Source organism: Paraburkholderia lebeckiae, from assembly GCF_050436325.1.
GTDB lineage: Bacteria > Pseudomonadota > Gammaproteobacteria > Burkholderiales > Burkholderiaceae > Paraburkholderia > Paraburkholderia tuberum.
Genome location: NZ_JBNDLZ010000001.1, coordinates 579,706 through 597,118 on the forward strand (window position 1 = coordinate 579,706; position 17,413 = coordinate 597,118).

Sequence of the window (17,413 nt, forward strand, 5' to 3'; positions counted from 1 at the left end):
TCGTTATGACGGACGCGCAAAAAGGGCGGTTTTGGCAGCAATTTCCATGCGTCGTGTCAGCCTGTTTCGGGTTGAGCCACACTTTAGTTTAAGGACGCTGAAATGGCGGTTTTAATTACCGGCGGCGCCGGATTTGTCGGTCTGAATGTGGCGGAGAACTTGCTGGCGCGGGGCGCAGACGTTATTTTGTTTGGTCCCGACGCGCCGCCACCCACAGCGGTCACATCCCTCGAGCGTCATCCTGGCCAGCTATCGTTGGCCCGCGGCGACGTATCGGTGGCAGCCGATCTCGATACGGTGTTCGGTTCGCATGCGATCGACCGCGTCGTCCACGGCGCGGCCATTACCGCGGATCTGGCGCGCGAGAAGCGCGCCGCACGCGACATCTTTACCGTGAACCTGCTGGGTACGGTCGAACTTCTGGAAGCGGCGTTGCGCCACCGCGTAAGCCGCGTCGTTCAGCTCGGGACCGGTTCGATCTTCGGCGCGGCCGGCACCGCCAGTGCGATGCTGGATGAGCAAACCAGTCCGGCTGTTCCTCTTACCATGTACGGCATCAGCAAATACGCGGCTGAACGCACCGCGCTGCGCTACCGCAGCAGCCGCGGCCTCAATCTTGCGGTGGCGCGGCTAGGCGTTGTGTTCGGCAGATGGGAATACGACACCGGGATACGTGACACGCTCAGCCTGCCGCTGCAGTTATTTAATATCGCCGAGGCGGGTGGTTCAGCAGTCGTTCATAAAGGCGCGGGCGATGACTGGGTGTACGCGACCGACGTCACAAGCGGCATTGTTGCACTGCTCGACCGGCACGATACGCCGGAGCCGATTTACCATTTGTCGGCCGGCATACGCTGGTCGCTGGCGGGATGGTGTCAACATCTCAAGCAGCGCTTTCCGGCGTTCCGCTATGAATTCGCCGAAGCGCTGGAACGGTGCACGGTCGGACGGAGTGCATCAACTCCGCGTGCCCCAATGAGCATCGAGCGCCTCAAACGGGACACCGGTTACCAACCCAAATTCATGTTAGACAACGCGTTCGAAGATTTTTTTAATTGGCGCGCCCGGTTTCCATCGTTTGGCAGGCCAGACGGAGCGTCGTTGGCGCAAGGCAAGCCAGCACCAGACGGAGAGTGAGCATGTGTGGAATGTGCGGGCTTCTAGGCGGCGGCAATCACTGGTCTAACACGATCCCGCCGGGCACAGGGGCGAACACGCGACGCCAGCGCCTCATCCATGTGGCCTTGGCGAACCGCGTGCTCGCCTTGTACCGGCTCAGGCTCGACGATTTTCATGGACAGTCGTTCGTCCTGTCGTCCCCGACGGGCACAAGCGAACTCGTCGGCGATTTCGCGCAGGTCTGGCGCGTTGCCGAGCAGATGCTGGCAAGGCCGCTCGATCCGCTCACCCTTTTCGCCGCGGACGAAGCAACGCCACCCTCATCGCCACCCTCGGCGACCGAGTAGACGCCACCACCCTCCACCGTTTCACGGACGAGCAATCCACATCATGAGCTTAGGTTACGACGTCCTGCCGGTCACACTCGTCACCGGTTTTCTTGGCAGCGGAAAGTCGACGTTGCTGGCCGACGTGCTTCACGGCGACGCGGCAAAAGACACGGCCGTCCTAATCAACGAGTTCGGCGAAGTGGGACTCGATCATCTGCTGGTCGGTGAGGTCGATGCACGCACTGTGCTGCTCGATAACGGCTGTGTCTGCTGCTCGATTCGCGGTGAGCTCAAGGAGGCCCTGGCGACGCTGTTTTCGCAACGCGCGCGCGGTGACCTGCCGCCGTTCTCCCGAGTAGTACTAGAAACCACAGGCCTCGCGACACCGGCGCCGATCGTCGCGACATTGCTCGCCGATCCGGTGATCCGCAGTCACTATGCGTTGAATGCGACTGTGACCGTGGTCGACGCGCTCAACGCCGCGCAGCAGCGCGCACGTCATCCGGAATGGCTTGCGCAGGTGAGCGCTGCCGACCGGCTCCTGATCAGCAAGTCGGACCTCGTCGACCCTACAGACATTGCCGCGCTGGCCCGCACGCTCGCGGCGCTGAACCCGGTGGCGGAAGTGGTGGTACGCGCAAGCGCGGCGGACACGGTCGATAGACTTTTCGCTCCCGCTAGCTCGACCGACCTGATGCGTCGGCTCGGCAGCGGGCAGCGGGCGCTGCGGAGGGGGGCGGCATTTCCGGGCTTCGTTTCGGCCGCGTCCGCGGAACGCTCCACCGAATGCTACGACGCGCGCGACGAAGGCAGCTACCGCGCTTGGTCGAGCGATGATCCCTCGTCTCTCGCGCACCGCCGCGCTATTCCGTCGCTTGCTGTGCCCGATCGACCGGCGCCACAGGACATCGTGTCGTTCTGCATGCAGATCAACGAGCCGATTGACTGGCAGGTGTTCACGATCTGGTTCACTATGCTGCTGAACCGTCACGGTGATAAGATCTTGCGCGTCAAAGGCCTGCTGTCGATCGCGGGCTGCGCTCAGCCGGCGGTGCTGCACGCGGTACAGCACCTGGTCCATCCGGTGCTGCATCTTGACGCGTGGCCCGATACCCAGAGGAGGTCGAAACTCGTCTTTATCACGGAGGGGCTCGCACGCGAGAGCGTCGAAGCGTCATATGCGTGGTTCCGTCAACGCCTCGAAGAACCTCATCATTGAACACAGTGCGCGCTAAACCCTCCCGTCGCAAGCCCGATCCGCCGACACCTCATTCGCCCCCACTGTTGCCAGACGACATACCAGGCGAATCGTCCCGACCGGCCCACGCACCCGCGGTTCACCGTGGCAAGGTCGAACTGCGTGTACTGGGCACCACTTCCACGCTGCAGGAACACATCCGCAAGCACGCCGAGAAAGATCTTGGGATCCGGCTGCGCTTCATCATCGACGACAGCTCGGCGGTGCAGCGTGCAGGCGTGATGCACCCCGAGAGCTACGAAATCTACGACCAGTGGTTTCACAGCATCGATTACCTGTGGCCCGCGCGGGCGCTTCAGCCGATCGAACTCGCACGAATCAGGCGCTGGCAAGAAGTCAATTCGCTGCCACGTGCGAACAGCCTCGCACGGCATAAGTGCGCAAGCGCCGGCAGCGTTCCGGTTGACCGCCTTTACGTACAGCCTGACGGCTCGCTTGCCCGCAAGGCATCCGAGCGCATCAGCATGCTACCGCTGACGCACAACGCTGACAGCTTCGTATATCTCCAGGATGCGTTGCCGCCGGCACTGGCGGCAACGCCGGAAAGCTGGGCGTGGCTGCTTGCGCCAGAACTGGTCGGCCGCGTCGCGTTGCAGGCGGACGCAGCGATCGGGGCAATCGATGCCGCGCTCGCTGTGGAGGCCAGCGGTCTCATGCAGTTCGCGGACATTGGCAACCTGACGATCGAAGAGATCGACGCGCTGATCTCGACGCTGATCGGCTTCAAGCGGCGTGGCCACTTTGCCGGTTTTTGGTCGACTTTTGCAGACGCTGCGCAATTGATGATTACCAACAAGGTCGCGATCCAAAGCGTCTGGTCGCCCGCGGCCGTCGAACTGCAGCGCGCCGGTCTGCACTTCCGGCTGGCCAGTCCCAAAGAGGGCTACCGCGCATGGTTCGGAGGGATGTCGCTGTCGCGTGTCGCGCAGGGACGCGTACTCGATGCCGCGTATGATTACCTCAACTGGTGGCTCGACGGCTGGGCTGGCGCTGCCATGGCGCGACAGGGCTTCTATATCTCCAACTCCGAGCGCTCGCGCGGCTATCTCGAGGCTGCGGAATGGGCTTACTGGTACGATGGCAAGCCCGCTGAGTCGGAACTGCCGGGCCCGACCAGCAAGCACCTGATCGCCGCGGGTCAGCAACGCGATGGCGGCAACTATGTGTCGCGCATGGGCCGCATCGCGGTGTGGAACTCCGTGATGGACGAGCACAATTACCTGGTGCGTCGCTGGAATGAATTCAAGCAAGCCTGACGACGCACAGAACACCTGAAGATGACAAGACGCACACGCACTCCGGTTTCGCTTCCGCCCTGTACGCATGCGGAAGCATCGGGCGATGCGGACATCCGACTACGCTATCGCCTGATCCACGACCACTTGAAGAAGGCGATCGCGCTCGGACGCGTGGCTCCTGGACTGGTGTTGGTCGAGGCGCCGGTCGCACGGATCTTCGGCACGAGCCGCGTGCCGGTGCGCAAGGCGTTTGAGATGCTGCATGCCGGTGGGCTGCTGCACACGTTCGAAGGGCGCGGCTACCTGGTCGCACATCCCGACGGCAGCGTGGCAGAACCGCTACGCGCGCCGTTGTCCGAAGCGACACTCGGCTTGGACGAGGCGCCGGTTGCGCTAGCGCTGCCGTCGAACAGCGAGCGAATCTATCACTCGCTCGAAGCGGCGGTCTCGATCGGGATCGCGTTCGGTCATTTCCGCATCGACGAGAGCGTCGCGGCAGAAGCATTCGGCGTGAGTCGCAGTACGGTACGTGAAGCGCTGAACCGACTTCGCGATCTCGGACTGATCGAGAAGTCCGCTTACTCGCACTGGCTTGCTGGTCCGCTGACCGCGCGTGCGGTAGCGCAGGACTATGAACTGCGGATGTTGCTGGAGCCGGCCGCGCTTCGCGCCAGTCAGCCTTTGCTCACGCAAGATGTGCTCACCGATGCGTATGCCGAAATCGAAGCTGCGATCCGCGACCCCGATTCGATCGATGCGGATGGCTTGCAGCGGCTTGAGAGCACACTGCACGTCGACTGCCTGCACCATGCGCACAACAAGAAGCTGCTACGCATGATCGGGCATGCGCACATGCCGCTGACGGTGAATCATGCGTTCCATAACGCCTTTAATCTGCATCCCGACGTGGCGACGCTAACGGAACATCGAGCGGTATTGCGGCACCTGCTCGATGGCGATGTCGACGCGGCAACCGAAGCGCTAGGCGCGCATCTGCATGCCGCGCAAGAACGCACGCTGAAGCGTTTGAAGGTGCTGGCAGTGCTGCCCGAACCCGATTTGCCGAAGTACATGCAACGGATCGCGTGATTGACGGGTGCATCACGTTTCTCCGAGCTGCGTCTGACGCGCAACATTTTCAAGATCCGCTTGTTACGACTGCCGGTGGCCGCAAGCTCGGTGAGAACTTCCGCTTCCGTCTAATGGAGCGGGCGCCACGTCAAGATACCTTCCCAGCGGTGGCGCACAACGGCTGGTACAGCGTCTCTGAGCCATAGATGGCAGCTAAATTTCGCAAGCGTCCCCTCGAGGACGGACATTCGAGCGGCGCCGCCCCCCCGGAGGCGTTGTCACGTTCGCGCGCTGGTCAGCTAAGATGACGTGATGAAGAAGACGAAATCGCTCTACCATGGCCATCGATTCCCGGCGTCAGTCATCAGCCCCCGAACGGTCAGTTGAAACTCCCCCGCTTGTGGTCGCGTAAAATCCCCCACCCTGTGAAGCAGGGCCAAGGGGTTATTTAGCTGCTTTTTGTTTTGCGTGCAAGCGTTTCGGCGGCCTCTTTGAGGCGATAGCTGCGACCATCGAACTCAAGCAGGTGGCAGTGATGCATGAGTCGGTCGAGGATCGTGGTGCTCATCGTGTTGTCGCCAAGGTATGTGCCCCAATCCTGTACAACGCGGTTCGATGTGACGACCACGCTGCGATGCAGTTTGTAGCGCTGATGGATCAGGTTTTGCAGCAGCGCGCCGGCGTCGTTGGGGATCGTGCGCGACAGAAACAGGTCGTCCAGCACGAGCAGATCGCTGTCGAGGATGGCGCGCAGCCGGGCCTCGCGCTGGGCAGTCGGGCTCAGCGCGTACCGGTTAAAGAAGTCGTCGGTCTCAAGATACTGAACCTTGTGGCCTTGCAGGACGGCCTGGTAGGCGACGGCCTTCGCAACGTGCGATTTCCCGGTGCCAGGTTTGCCGATGATCAGCGCGTTGTCGCCGGCGGCAATGAACTTTAGCGCGTGGAGCTGGAAGCAGGCCTGACGGGGCAGTTTTGGATTGAAGGCCCAATCGAGTTCGGCGAGCGTGAGTTTCTCTTCGAGGCCGGACAGCTTGTAGCGGCGATCGATGAGCCTGGACTGGCGGCGATCCAGTTCGTCCTGCAGGATCAGTGCGAAGGTTTCAAGGAACGGCTGCTGGGAGCCTTGGGCCTGCAGCACGCGCGTTTCGAGCGTATCGCGCACGCCGGACAGGCGAAGCTGTCCGAGAGCCCGTTCGATTTCCGGTAACGTCATGGTCATGCTGGTGTCTCTCCAGTCGGAGGTTGAGGTTCGGCACCGTGCTGGGCGCCGAGGCTAAGGAGTTCGCCATATTCGGTAGCAGGACGGATCAGCGGGTGATCCTGGGTCAGCGGCAAGGCGAGCTGTGGCGCTTGATCGAGGCGCTCGAGCGCCTGCTCGAACAGCCGTTCGACGATCGCACGCACCTGTTTGTAGCGGTAGACGTGGTTGCGCAAGGCGTGATCGCAGGCCTGTTCCACAAGCCGGGCGGGATACTTCTTCGCCAGACCGACGATCCCCCACATGGCGCGATGGCCGACGCGCCCTTCGCTGTCGAACATGTGCTGGCACAGCGCCTTCGTTTGTGGCCCGACGTCGCCGGCGCTCGCGAGTAAGAAGGCGCTCTGGCGGGACGGGTTGAACGGGCGTTCATTGTCGGGCAACTCAAGCGAACCGGCGTTGACGGCGCGCGGGTGGGTGCGCAGCAACGCCTGCGTACGGCGCTCGCGAATCTCGATCGTGGTGTCGTAGACGCGTACCGAAACGAGACTGCCGATGGGCGCGGGTCGGGCCGCATAGTTGCTGCGCTCGACGTTGACGGTAGTATCGTCCCAGACAGTACGCACCACCTCCGTGAAGTAGCGAAAGCCGGTGACCGGCAGCGGCCGCAGATGCGGTTTCTCCTCCTGGAACATGGCTTCGACCTGCCGCCGGGCACTGCCGTGGATACGTTTGGCGGCCCAGTTCGCTTCCCAGTGCATCAGGAAGTCGTTCTGGGCTTCAAGTGATTCGAAACGCCGATCGGTGAGCGCAGTGCCCTGCGTATGTTGAATCGCGTTCTCGACGGTCCCCTTTCGATTCGGGTCGCGCACTCGGGCAGGATCGGCGATGGCGCAGTAATGTTCGAGCATCGCGCCGTACAGCCGGTTGATCTCGGGTTCGTACAGGTCTGGAGTGATGACGCCTTCCCGGAGGTTGTCGAGCACGACGTAGCTGACGGCGCCACCGAAGTAGCGGAAGGCTTCTTCGTGAAGCCGGGCCCAGACCTCCTTGCTGGACTTCCAGACTACGCGCCGGAAGCTGCGCCTGGAATACCGCAGCGTCATGACGAACAGTCGCGGACGCCGGTACCGGCAGTCTTGGGATCGCGGGTCAGTGCGCCTTCGCCATAGTCGACCTGGGCCTCCTCACCGGGGGCGAACTCGAGACGGTCGAACTGTTCGGGATCGATGTGGCGCAGTGCGCGCACGAAACGCTTGACGCTCTCGTAGCTCGCGGTGAAGCCGAACTGGTCCACCAGATCCTGATAGATCGCCTGGGCGTTTCGCTTCAGGCGGACCTGCTGTTCGATCCATTCGCGATGCGGTTCGCTTGCCGAGCGGGCGAAATTGAACGTCGCGGCCTTGCTGGAAGCGTCAGTTCAGGTGCCGGTGGTCGCGGTGGTGGGGGACTTTGCGTGACGGCCGTTTCGGAGCCGGCGGTCACCATGGGGGAGTTTGCTGACGCGAGCTTCTCCGCCTCGAAGATCGCCTGATAACGACGGATCGTCTTCCGGTCGATGCCCGTGAGCCGCTGGATCTGGCGCTGGCTCTTGTTACGTTCGAGTAGTGTAAATACGGTGCTTTGCAGGTGCGGCTTCAAGACGTTCTATATGAACGCGCCCCGTTTGAGCAAGCGCTCGTGTGTTCTGACATGACAGGGTCGGTTGCAGCTCTATATCCGGGCTTATTGCAGCTGCTACGCTGCGGCCCACTATGAAATCCGCTGACCCGCGCCTCATTCACTCCGCGAGCTCAAGGCTCTTCACGTCTTTCAGGCTTGGCGGGTCACGGTCCTACCTGTGTGTCATCACATACGATTGCCTGCGCAACCTTCGAAGCTCGTACTGCATTGAACGTTGATTTTCTGCATGACAGCAGTGGCTTACGCCGGCTTCACGCTCAAGTGGTCTTTCTGGTAAGGCCTGTTATGGGCCAGTAACGCCCAGATCGTGCGTGCCATCTTGTTGGCTAGCGCAACGGTCACCACATTCGGCGGTCGGCGTTTGCTGATCTGGTCGATCCACGGCCCTGTTTCCTTCGCATGAGTGAGCACGCTGCGGGCGCCGTGAATCAGCAACTTGCGCAGATAGGTGTCGCCCATCTTGCTGATGCCATGCAGGTTTATCTTGCCGCCCGAGCCCGTCTGCCGCGGCACGAGTCCAGCCCATGCGGCAAACTCTCGGCCTGACCGGAAGGCCTTGGGATCACCCATCATTGCGACTGCCGCCGTCGCCGTCAGCAGTCCAACGCCGGGAATCTCGCTGATCGCCTTGACAGCCGGATCATCCTTCTTCCACTCGCGCATGCGCCGTTCGATCCCGGCAATCTGCTCATCCAGTGCCGTCAGGCCGTTCCACTGTTCGCGCATCGTGTCGATGAGCACGGCCGGCAGCCGTTCGGCCACCCTGGCGAGCACTTCAGGAATCGCCTTATCCAGCGCAGTCCGTCCTTTACCCATCACCTCGCCGTATTCAGTCAGCAGACCGCGCAATGCGTTGATCTGCATCGTACGAAACTTCACCAGCTGCTCGCGCATCCGGTGCAGCGCCAGCACAGCCTGCTGCATTTCTGTTTTGACCGCCACCGGTTTGCTGGGCTGTTGCACCGCCCGCCAGATCGCCTGCGCATCTGCCGCATCGTTTTTGTTGCGAATGTTGAAGGCCTTGACGAATTCGGCAGGCATCAGCTTCACCTGATGGCCCATCTTCGTGAGCTGCCGAGCCCAGTGGTGCGCCCCGCCACACGCTTCCATACCGACGAGACAGGGAGCCCGGTTCGCGAAGAACTCGAGAAACTTTGCCCGCTTGATCTGTTTGTTCACGATCTCGCCAGTTTCCTGGTCGATGTAGTGCACCTGAAACACCGTCTTCGCAATATCAACGCCCACCGCCGTAGAGTTCATCTCTGGATCCTCCGGTTATCGGGAATTCGTGCATTTTGCACCTTCGTGCATCGATGTCGTTCGTCTGTGGGATCCACGATCCTTGCTGGCGTTTACAGGTGGGGCGCGTTCATTTCAATTCACTCCCTGAGCTCCTTCTTGTTCGAAGGAGACGAAGATGGACGTCCTGCAACACCTCTCCCGCCAGCTCAGTTGCTCAGCCGACGGTCGTCAGATGGGGGAGTTTGAAGTGACCAAACCCGAATTGGTAAGGAGCGTCGCCTGCCGCTGATGGCATGATCCCGTGCCATCATGGGCTGACATGCCACCATCGTCGTACGGAGAAAGTCATGAACGCCATTGCCCGCATCGGTGTAGATCTTTCCAAAAACGTGATGCGAATCCATGCTGTCGATCATATGGGCCGCGTTGTGGTCCGCAAGGCCGTCACGCGCGCAAACTTCCTCAACTGGTTCGTCAACGTCCCGCCGTGCCTCGTCGCCAGGGAAGCATGTAGTGGCGCCCATTACTGGGCGCGGCGGCTGCGTGAACTCGGGCATGAGGTACGCCTGATTCCTCCACAATTCGTGGCGCGTTACCGCAAGGGCGGCGCTCGCATGAAAAATGACGCCCTCGATGCCGAGGCGATATGCGAGGCGGCCAGTCGTCCCCACATGCGGTTTGTGCCGCCCAGGTCACCCGCGCAGCAGGGCGTGCTCGTGCTGCACCGCCTGCGCAGCGGCTACGTCGAGGAGCGAACTGGCCTTGTAAATCGCATCCGCGGCCTGCTCTCAGAATTCGGCGTGTTCATCCCGCAGGGCATCCACCGGCTGCATTCTCTCTTTCTTCAGCACGTTGAAGACGCCAGCAATGAGCTTCCCGGTATTGCCCGAGAAGCATTAATGCGCGCCTGGCAGCACTGGCATGCCCTCGATCTCGAGATAGCCTGGTTTGACCGCCTCATTGCAGCACACGCACGCGAGGACGAGCACGCCGCGCGCTGCATGGATATGTGCGGCGTTGGCCCACTTACCGCATCGGCCACGGTGGCCACGATTGCTGATGTACATCAGTTCAAGAACGGTCGCCAGATGGCAGCCTGGCTTGGCACAGTACCCAAGCGTCTAGTGCAACCATCGCGCGCTCGTGGGGATGCCAGTCCCCTGTTGTTCCGGGGTCGTGCTATTCGCAACCCGTTGACGAAAAAGAGGTGACGAGATGAAAGTGCAACTTTTAGCTGTAGTCAGTGCAGTATCCCTGCTCACTGCGACCGGCGCCGCCCACTCGCAGCAAATGCAACCGTCGGGCACAACTGACCCGTCGTCTGCCCAGCAGCCCATGACAACTGCCCAGCCGGCCACGACTATGGACCGCGCCCCTGACCTCGGATACGGACCCCAGCCCGGCGGAAGCAGCGGCAGCGGCAAAGCCAGAAACGGTGCCCCGTGCACGGTGGGCCTGTCCTGCGATATCTATGAGGGCAGCTAGCGCGGACCCGAAGCGGGCTTCGCATGTCCGAAAATACCGTGTCGATTTCGAGTTTGGAGCACGCGAATAGCGAATCTCATGCGTGGAAACCCAACGTAGATTAAAGGGCTGTGGTGCAAACTGGGTAGGCGGGCGAGAAATCGCCCATGTTTCGGAGACCTCAACGAGCTGAAAGAACCGCCATCCAAATCGAGGGCGAAGTGGTATCTTTGAGGTGCATGCTGGTGAGATCGAACTGGGCTTTGCGAATGCGATGCATCAGTTCGATGCCGGAGAGGGTAACGGCGGCGCTGTGGAACCGCTTGAACCCAAACATCACGTTTACCCGCGATTTTGATGTGGCGGTGATCCTGCTCAATGAGGTTATTCAGGTACTTCGAGGATCGCAATTTCGTTCGCCTGGGTAGCGACTCGTCGGTCCTCATCTCGCGGACCGCCCGATGAGATGCCGCGTAGCCGTCCAGCGTAATCGTCTCAGGAGCGCGTCCCTGAGTTCTGATTGCCTTCGCGAAGAACGCCTTTGCTGCCGCCACGTCGCGCCTCGCGCTGAGGCGAAAATCGATCGTCTCTCCCGCTCGGTCAACGGCGCGGTAGAGATAGGCCCATTTGCCGCGAATCTTCACGTACGTCTCGTCGACTCGCCACGACTGACCGGCTGTCGTGGCCAACCGATTCCAGCGTTTGACGAACTCCGGCGTGTAGCGCTTCACCCAACGCAGGATCGTAGTGTGGGCGAGGGACAGGCCGCGCTCAGCCATCATCTCGACAAGATCACGCAGACTGAGCTTGTAGCGCAGATACCAACGCACGCAAAGGACGATGACTTCGCGGTCGAAATGACGCCCGTTGAACAACCGTTCGAGATCTTTCAGCTTGCTCATTGGCCCGTGGTTGTCAAAAACTCAAGAGTAACAGACCGACGCACCGGAATTGCACCGCAACCCCCTTGACTAGGTTAAAGAGCTAGCCCTTGTAACGTTGCGGCGGGTGCGCAGGCGGCGCAACGACATGTTCTTTGTATACTCGGCGAGCCCACGCTCAAGCAGCCTGTGAGAGACTCCCGCCACGGCGACGGCTATCGCGGTCGTCAAAAACAGGAAGGGGAAACCGGTCGTCAAATTGCCATATCCGTTGCTGACAAATGGACCGGGCAGTCCCTCTTGCACCAACGGGTGCCACAAATATAGAGAAAACGATATGTCGCCAAGGTAAGTCAGTGCGCCTGGCACGGCCATTGTGACCCGCTTGCTGGCGAGCACGAAGACCAGCATCATCGGGATCAGCGACAAGCCCCATTCAGTGATTCCGTGTCCGAGCCTAAAGCGGGACATGTATTGCCAGACGACGAATGACACGAACGCGAAGAGCAACCATTTCAAGGTTGTCCTGTCGAGAATCGCGATACGTGAATGGTAGATCAGTCCGATCGCGACGCCCGCAGCGAACTGCCAGACAATCGGGGAGGTCATGAGCTTCACGTACGCGTGTTTGAACCCGTAATCGGTGTACGTATCGAGCGTGACGCCGCCATGCAGGTATGGGACCAGTAACAATGTCACACCCAGCCATACCGCGAGCACGATCCATCGTGCCGGTCCGAACAGCATCGACAGGCCGAAGACCACATAAAAATACATTTCATAGTTCAGCGTCCACCCAACCGAAGGCACCGGGAAGCCGAAATCCGGCGATACGCCATCGCCGGTGGGGAGGAACAACAGGGTGCAAAAAAGTTGCCGCAGATGGCCTGGACTCCGAAGAAATTCGGGGCCGTGCAATACCAGCAGAACAAAAGCGGCTGACGCGACCGCATAGACCGGCCAGACACGGGAAAAGCGCTTGACCAGGAATTCAGCCGCGCGCATCGGCGAGGCACCGGACCGGGCAGTCGTATGAACCATGATGAAGCCGCTAACAATGAAAAACAGCACCACTCCCATCGAGCCAGCAGCGCCGAACAGCAGATCGCCGAGGCCCGTGCCATAGGGACTAATGAAGCGGCTGCCGTGGTAAAGCACAACCATCAGTGAGGCGATTCCACGAAATGCCTGGATGAAGCCCAATTTTGTGTTCGGATCTGGAGTATGGTTTTCAGGCATCTGAATACAGTGGAGGGAAAAATGTGAAGCGATGCGGGCCACCTTCGTTGCCAGCTTTATCATGTATTGCGCCAGGACTGTTGCGACTCCCGAGCAGGACTGGACGTCGTTCATCGCGACGAGAAAGGCCGCAACTGCGGACCGCATGCATAGCAACCGCGAAGCAGGATGGGCGCTCAGGTCACCGCCATGTTGCCCGCATGAAAGTGACGCACTAACGAAAAATCCCACGAGGTTCGCGAACTCTGACACCGGGCCCGCCCGACAGGGGCAGGCAAACGGGATACGGCCCGAGACACACAGTCATCGAGAGGCTATTGCGTGGAATTCCAAGGCTTGCAACTCGAAAAACTGAACCCAAACATGCAGCCTAGGTTCGGCTCAATGATATCGCGCGGCTTTTCACGCAGATGTGACGGATCTCACAGTGGCTCTGATGTTGGACGGCTCCCGCCCTTCGGGTTTCAGAGGTGGCCCCGTTCGTTCGGACAGTCAGATCGAATGTCCGCGCCGAATGAATTTTGAGCCACCGCGCCGATCGAGCTTTGAGCCGGGGTGGAGACCGGTCTGAAGAAGGACCGGTTGTGAATAAGTGTATGGGTTTCGGGAGTGCTTGTCCTCCTTCGTGTGAGGTCCCATTGCGCAGTGGAAGCCGCGAAGGGCACCGTAGCGGCTTCCACTGCGCGGCAAGCGACGATCAGGCCGATTCGTTCGCGCTCGCACCGTCGGCTCTGCGCACCGCTTCACGCGAGCGGATACGCTTCTTTGCACTGGCGCTGCTATGGCGGAAACGGTAGCTTTCGTTGCCGGTTTCCACGATGTGGCAGTGATGCGTCAGCCGGTCCAGCAATGCCGTGGTCATCTTCGCGTCGCCGAACACACTGGACCATTCGGCGAAGTCCAGATTCGTTGTCACCGCAACGCTTGTATGCTCGTACAGGCGACTCAGCAGGTGGAATAGCAACGCCCCGCCGGCCTGGCTGAAGGGCAGATATCCGAGTTCGTCCAGAATGACCAGGTCGAGGCGCAGCAGGCTCGCCGCGATCCTCCCGGCGCGTCCCTGCGCCTTCTCCTGCTCCAGTGCGTTGGCCAGATCCACGGTCGAGTAGAAGCGCACCCGCTTGCCGTGGTGCATGATGCCGGACACGCCGATGGCGGTCGCCAGATGCGTTTTGCCCGAGCCCGGTCCCCCGACCAGAACCAGGTTGTGCGCGCCCTCGGTGAACGTCATGCTGGCCAGTTGAATGACGAGCTGCCGATCGACCGGCGAGCCATCGAAGTCAAAGCCGGCGATGTCGCGATGCACCGGGAACTTCGCCGCGTTCATCTGGTGGCTGACCGAACGCACGGCCCGATCCGCGACCTCGGCCTGCAACAGTCGTTCGAGCAGCCATTGGGAAGACGCCGCCTCGACATTCCCCTGTTCAAGCAGTTCGGCCCAGCCGGCAGCCATGCCGTGCAGCCGCAAGTGTTTGAGTTCGACGATCAGATCACGCATGACCGGCCTCCGGCTGTTGCAGCGCCGGGCGCAGCCCATCGTAGCGCGATGTGTCGGCCAGCGGCGGTGTCGTCAGTTGTAGCGCAGTTTCGATCTTCGGCGGCATCTGCACGCTGCGCATGCGCGACAGCACGTTCACCACATGCTCGACGCTCACGCGCCCGGAGGGCGGCGCCTGCTCCAATGCAAGCTCGACTGCAACCACTATGGCATCCAGACCGCTTTCCGGGACCAGCGCCAGAACCTTCGCCATTACCCGGTCACCACCTGGCTCACGTAGTAACGCCCGACGCAGGCGTTGCAGCGGCTCGGGCATGTCCTGGAACGGCGCACCGTTACGCAGCGCCCCGGGCTTGCGCTGGATTAGCGGGATATAGTGCTGCCAGTCGTATCGCACCAATCCTTCGTCGGCCAATCGCTCATGGGCGGTCACCACGGCGTCATCGCCCACCACCACAACACGGCCCGGATAGAGCCGCGTGCTGAGCATCTGGCCTGCGAATTCGCATGGCACCGAGTAGCGATTGCGGCCAATCACCACCAGGCAGGTCGACGAGACGCGTGCCGCACGCTCAACATAACCGTCAAACGGTATCGGCATCGGCATCAGATGGGCGCGCTCCTGCTCGAACACGTCGGCGACGCTCAGGTCACGATAGTCCGGGTGCTTCACCTGATCCCACAACGACCGGCATCGTGTCGCCAGCCATGCATTCAGATCAGCGAAACTGCCGAAGCGCTGCGCACGCGCCTCAATCCAGATGCGCAGACGGCTGTCCTGCACGTTCTTCTCGACGACGCCTTTCTCCCAGCCACTGGCGACGTTGCAGAAGTCCGGATCGAACAGGTAGTGCGAACACATCACTGCGAAACGCGGATTGACCGTGCGACCCTTGCCTTTGTGAACCTTGTCTACGGCCGTTTTCATATTGTCGTAGATGCCCCGGCGGGCCACCCCGCCGAAGGCCGCGAACGAGCGCGTATGGGCATCGAACAGCATCTCGTGCCCTTGGCTCGGATAGGCAACCAGCCAGAACGCCCGCGACGCACATAGCTTCATGTGCGACACCTGCAGCTTGCGGTAAATGCCGCCGACAACCAGACCTTCCTCGGACCAGTCAAACTGGAATGCCTCGCCCAGCTCGAATCGCAACGGCACAAACGCCGATTTCGAAACCGCCTTGCCTTCGCCTTGCCGCCAGGCCCGGATGAAATCGGTCACCCGCGAGTAACAGCCGTCGTAGCCGCCGGCCTTGATCTCCTGGAACAGCATCCAGGCGGTGCGGCGTTCCTTCTTCGGTCGCCGTGCGTCGACACTGAGCGCCTGCACCAGCACCTCATGAAACGGCGTCAACCGGGTCGGCTGGGAGCGCCGCTGATACTTCGGCTCCTCCTGAACATCCATGTTCAGATATTTACTAATTGTGTTGCGCGACAGGCTTGTGAGACGTGCTATCTCGCGTACCGACTTGTTCTGGCGGTGGAACATCCGCCGCACCTTGCCAATCATCGTCATCGGGATCATCCCCAAACACCCTGCCAGAAAAACTAGCAGGATAGGTTGATTGCCCGGCTCAATTTTCAGTCGGCGCGACCCCTACATGTGGCTGAATTTTCGGTCGGCGTAAACAGAGACACGCGCTGACTACACATATCGCCTGCGTCAGCAGCACAGCATTCAGAAAGTGGCTGGACGACCAGGCGCCGCAAGTCCTGCCAGAAAGTCTGCTGGGCAAGGCGATCTCATACACGCGCAACCAGTGGACGTATCTGTGTCGCTACGTGAGCGACGGGCTGGCCCCCATCGACAATAACGTCATCGAGCGAGACATCCGTCCATTCTGTACCGGCAGAAATTCATGGCTGTTCAGTGACACGGTTGCCGGCGCGAAGGCAAGCGCCATGATCTACAGTCTTATGCTGACCTGCAGGGCCTGCAACGTCGAACCCTACGCCTACCTTGTGCACGTGCTCACCGAACTACCGAAGCGCGAACCGCATGCCGACGTGACTGACCTCTTACCGTTCAACTACGCGAAGCTCACAGAAACAGCAGCGCGTTGAGCTTGATTCGGTCGCCACCTCGCAAAACCTCTATCGATCGATTTGCTCTCGCATACCCGTTCGCCTTCGCGCGTCGATGCGCGCTCGGTGTGCTAGATCGCGCGCTTACACCCATTGGACGTCGCCTGGCACCAACGTTTCTCTGGGGCGGCAATAGTCGCCAGGGCGGCTGCAGACCTGCGGCATGCTTGATCCCGATGGGTGTCTGGTGCGACCCGGTTCGCAACCAGCTGAGAGAAAGCGGATGTGATCAGGCTGCGTAGGCAGCATGACAGACAACGGAAAAGCATCGCCGGATTGCAGTGCCGATGGAAATACCATCGCCACTGCAATCCGGCGATGGATGAATTCGTGCCTTGACTTGGGCCGGCTAATGGGTGTCACGTTGACGATTCCTGGGCAAAGCGGTGGCAGTTGAAAGGGTCGCTCCGAAGACAGCAGACGGAGTTTGGGGCGATGCCAGTGAAAAGGCGCCATGAGTCAAATCGCGCAGCGAGGTGCTTGCGATAGAGAGAAGCGCGCAGCAGATGTCGCTTGAGTGCGAAGTGCTACCGTGCCCGAGTTGCGCAGGCTCGGGCATATGCCCGGTCACCTGAATCAGGCCGAGTACAGCGCCCAGAATGCCGAACGTCCGCGCGTAGCCGCCCGCCTGCTGCCAGATCCGCGCAGCCGCCATGTGATTGCGCTCATACGCATCCAGTTCTCTTTGCAAGGCGTCTTCGAGGACAGCAGTCGACACGCCGTTTGCCAGAAGCTCCAGACCTCTTTTGGCAAACGGATTAATTCCGCCCGTCTCTATCGACTCGAACACCGGCATGCCGTTTAGCTTCGCCTGATCGGCCCCACTCGATCGGGAACAGACAGACTTTCCCGGTCGACTTGCCGCGCCTTCACAAAAGCAAGGCGCAGTTGCTTGACGCCGTCATAAAACCTCGCCCAGGTGTTCTGGATCATCACGGCGCCGATGGTGCCGCCCAGTACGATGACGAATGCCTCCGCCTGAAACAGGGAGGCGAAGTGCCCACCCTCGAGCGAAAAGCCGGCAACGATCGCCCGTCACGCCAAACACCGCGCCAAATAGCGTCAAAGATCCATACGTCCTCGCGAATGGCTTTGAACCCGGAGTAAA

At 60.8% G+C, this 17,413-nt stretch carries 12 protein-coding genes and 3 pseudogenes; 7 read left to right on the forward strand and 8 right to left on the reverse strand.

Annotation, left to right across the window (positions count from 1 at the left end):
• Nucleotides 1-102 precede the first annotated feature (102 nt).
• From OKW44_RS02840 to OKW44_RS02860, 5 genes are all read left to right on the forward strand, one after another.
• Nucleotides 103-1,137: an NAD-dependent epimerase/dehydratase family protein gene (locus tag OKW44_RS02840; protein WP_018420497.1), complete on the forward strand. Its 1,035-nt coding sequence runs from the start codon at nucleotides 103-105 to the stop codon at nucleotides 1,135-1,137.
• Nucleotides 1,138-1,148: 11 nt separating this feature from the next.
• Nucleotides 1,149-1,466 carry a hypothetical protein gene (locus tag OKW44_RS02845; RefSeq protein ID WP_429409412.1) on the forward strand — a complete coding sequence of 106 codons (318 nt, stop codon included), beginning with the start codon at nucleotides 1,149-1,151 and terminating at the stop codon, nucleotides 1,464-1,466.
• Between the two features lie 43 nt (nucleotides 1,467-1,509).
• Nucleotides 1,510-2,667: a CobW family GTP-binding protein gene (locus tag OKW44_RS02850; RefSeq protein WP_018420495.1), complete on the forward strand. Its 1,158-nt coding sequence runs from the start codon at nucleotides 1,510-1,512 to the stop codon at nucleotides 2,665-2,667.
• 137 nt (nucleotides 2,668-2,804) lie between these two features.
• Nucleotides 2,805-3,962 carry an ABC transporter substrate-binding protein gene (locus OKW44_RS02855; protein WP_026225799.1) on the forward strand — a complete coding sequence of 386 codons (1,158 nt, stop codon included), beginning with the start codon at nucleotides 2,805-2,807 and terminating at the stop codon, nucleotides 3,960-3,962.
• A gap of 21 nt (nucleotides 3,963-3,983) precedes the next feature.
• The gene (locus OKW44_RS02860) at nucleotides 3,984-5,033 is read left to right on the forward strand and encodes a GntR family transcriptional regulator (protein ID WP_018420493.1); all 1,050 of its coding nucleotides are present in this window, start codon (nucleotides 3,984-3,986) and stop codon (nucleotides 5,031-5,033) included.
• 430 nt (nucleotides 5,034-5,463) lie between these two features.
• Here OKW44_RS02860 and istB (OKW44_RS02865) read toward each other — a convergent pair whose 3' ends face one another.
• The 3 genes and pseudogenes from istB (OKW44_RS02865) to OKW44_RS02875 all read right to left on the reverse strand — a co-directional run bounded on the left by istB (OKW44_RS02865) (nucleotide 5,464) and on the right by OKW44_RS02875 (nucleotide 9,156).
• The gene (istB, locus tag OKW44_RS02865) at nucleotides 5,464-6,234 is read right to left on the reverse strand and encodes an IS21-like element helper ATPase IstB (protein WP_018420492.1); all 771 of its coding nucleotides are present in this window, start codon (nucleotides 6,232-6,234) and stop codon (nucleotides 5,464-5,466) included.
• Nucleotides 6,231-7,854 (reverse strand): annotated as a pseudogene (istA, locus tag OKW44_RS02870) (IS21 family transposase). Before istA (OKW44_RS02870) ends, istB (OKW44_RS02865) begins: the two are co-directional and overlap by 4 nt.
• Nucleotides 7,855-8,136: 282 nt before the next feature.
• Nucleotides 8,137-9,156, reverse strand: a complete 1,020-nt coding sequence (locus OKW44_RS02875; RefSeq protein WP_018420491.1) for an IS110 family RNA-guided transposase — start codon at nucleotides 9,154-9,156, stop codon at nucleotides 8,137-8,139.
• A gap of 329 nt (nucleotides 9,157-9,485) precedes the next feature.
• Here OKW44_RS02875 and OKW44_RS02880 point away from each other — a divergent pair, with 329 nt between their 5' ends.
• Complete coding sequence (locus OKW44_RS02880; RefSeq protein WP_018420489.1) at nucleotides 9,486-10,349, forward strand: IS110 family RNA-guided transposase; 864 nt, start codon at nucleotides 9,486-9,488, stop codon at nucleotides 10,347-10,349.
• 434 nt (nucleotides 10,350-10,783) lie between these two features.
• Here the strand turns inward: OKW44_RS02880 and OKW44_RS02885 are convergent.
• The 4 genes from OKW44_RS02885 to istA (OKW44_RS02900) form a co-directional block, all read right to left on the reverse strand.
• Nucleotides 10,784-11,504, reverse strand: a protein-coding gene (locus OKW44_RS02885) for an IS6 family transposase (protein WP_239499083.1) whose coding sequence is annotated in 2 segments (ribosomal slippage) — nucleotides 10,784-10,957 and nucleotides 10,959-11,504 — 720 coding nt in all. Because the reading frame shifts where the segments join, the coding sequence is not laid out codon by codon here.
• A gap of 69 nt (nucleotides 11,505-11,573) precedes the next feature.
• Nucleotides 11,574-12,785 (reverse strand): acyltransferase family protein, encoded by a 1,212-nt coding sequence (locus OKW44_RS02890; protein WP_239499082.1) that lies wholly within the window; start codon nucleotides 12,783-12,785, stop codon nucleotides 11,574-11,576.
• 634 nt (nucleotides 12,786-13,419) lie between these two features.
• Nucleotides 13,420-14,220 (reverse strand): IS21-like element helper ATPase IstB, encoded by an 801-nt coding sequence (gene istB / locus OKW44_RS02895; protein WP_018420487.1) that lies wholly within the window; start codon nucleotides 14,218-14,220, stop codon nucleotides 13,420-13,422.
• Nucleotides 14,213-15,736, reverse strand: a complete 1,524-nt coding sequence (gene istA, locus OKW44_RS02900) for an IS21 family transposase (protein ID WP_026225797.1) — start codon at nucleotides 15,734-15,736, stop codon at nucleotides 14,213-14,215. Before istA (OKW44_RS02900) ends, istB (OKW44_RS02895) begins: the two co-directional genes overlap by 8 nt.
• A 115-nt stretch (nucleotides 15,737-15,851) precedes the next feature.
• Between istA (OKW44_RS02900) and OKW44_RS02905 the strand changes: the two are divergent.
• A pseudogene (locus OKW44_RS02905) lies at nucleotides 15,852-16,284 on the forward strand (IS66 family transposase); the annotation flags it as partial.
• A gap of 550 nt (nucleotides 16,285-16,834) precedes the next feature.
• Here the strand turns inward: OKW44_RS02905 and OKW44_RS02910 are convergent.
• Nucleotides 16,835-17,371: pseudogene (locus OKW44_RS02910) on the reverse strand (motility protein A); the annotation flags it as partial.
• Between the last annotated feature and the right edge of the window lie 42 nt (nucleotides 17,372-17,413).

Bases quoted from the DNA above. Each gene is read 5' to 3' on its own strand.
- OKW44_RS02840 (WP_018420497.1), top strand. From the start codon at position 103: ATGGCGGTTTTAATTACCGGCGGCGCCGGATTTGTCGGTCTGAATGTG.
- OKW44_RS02845 (WP_429409412.1), top strand. From the start codon at position 1,149: ATGTGCGGGCTTCTAGGCGGCGGCAATCACTGGTCTAACACGATCCCG.
- OKW44_RS02850 (WP_018420495.1), top strand. From the start codon at position 1,510: ATGAGCTTAGGTTACGACGTCCTGCCGGTCACACTCGTCACCGGTTTT.
- OKW44_RS02860 (WP_018420493.1), top strand. From the start codon at position 3,984: ATGACAAGACGCACACGCACTCCGGTTTCGCTTCCGCCCTGTACGCAT.
- istB (WP_018420492.1), bottom strand. From the start codon at position 6,234: ATGACCATGACGTTACCGGAAATCGAACGGGCTCTCGGACAGCTTCGC.
- OKW44_RS02875 (WP_018420491.1), bottom strand. From the start codon at position 9,156: ATGAACTCTACGGCGGTGGGCGTTGATATTGCGAAGACGGTGTTTCAG.
- OKW44_RS02880 (WP_018420489.1), top strand. From the start codon at position 9,486: ATGAACGCCATTGCCCGCATCGGTGTAGATCTTTCCAAAAACGTGATG.
- OKW44_RS02890 (WP_239499082.1), bottom strand. From the start codon at position 12,785: ATGATAAAGCTGGCAACGAAGGTGGCCCGCATCGCTTCACATTTTTCC.
- istB (WP_018420487.1), bottom strand. From the start codon at position 14,220: ATGCGTGATCTGATCGTCGAACTCAAACACTTGCGGCTGCACGGCATG.
- istA (WP_026225797.1), bottom strand. From the start codon at position 15,736: ATGACGATGATTGGCAAGGTGCGGCGGATGTTCCACCGCCAGAACAAG.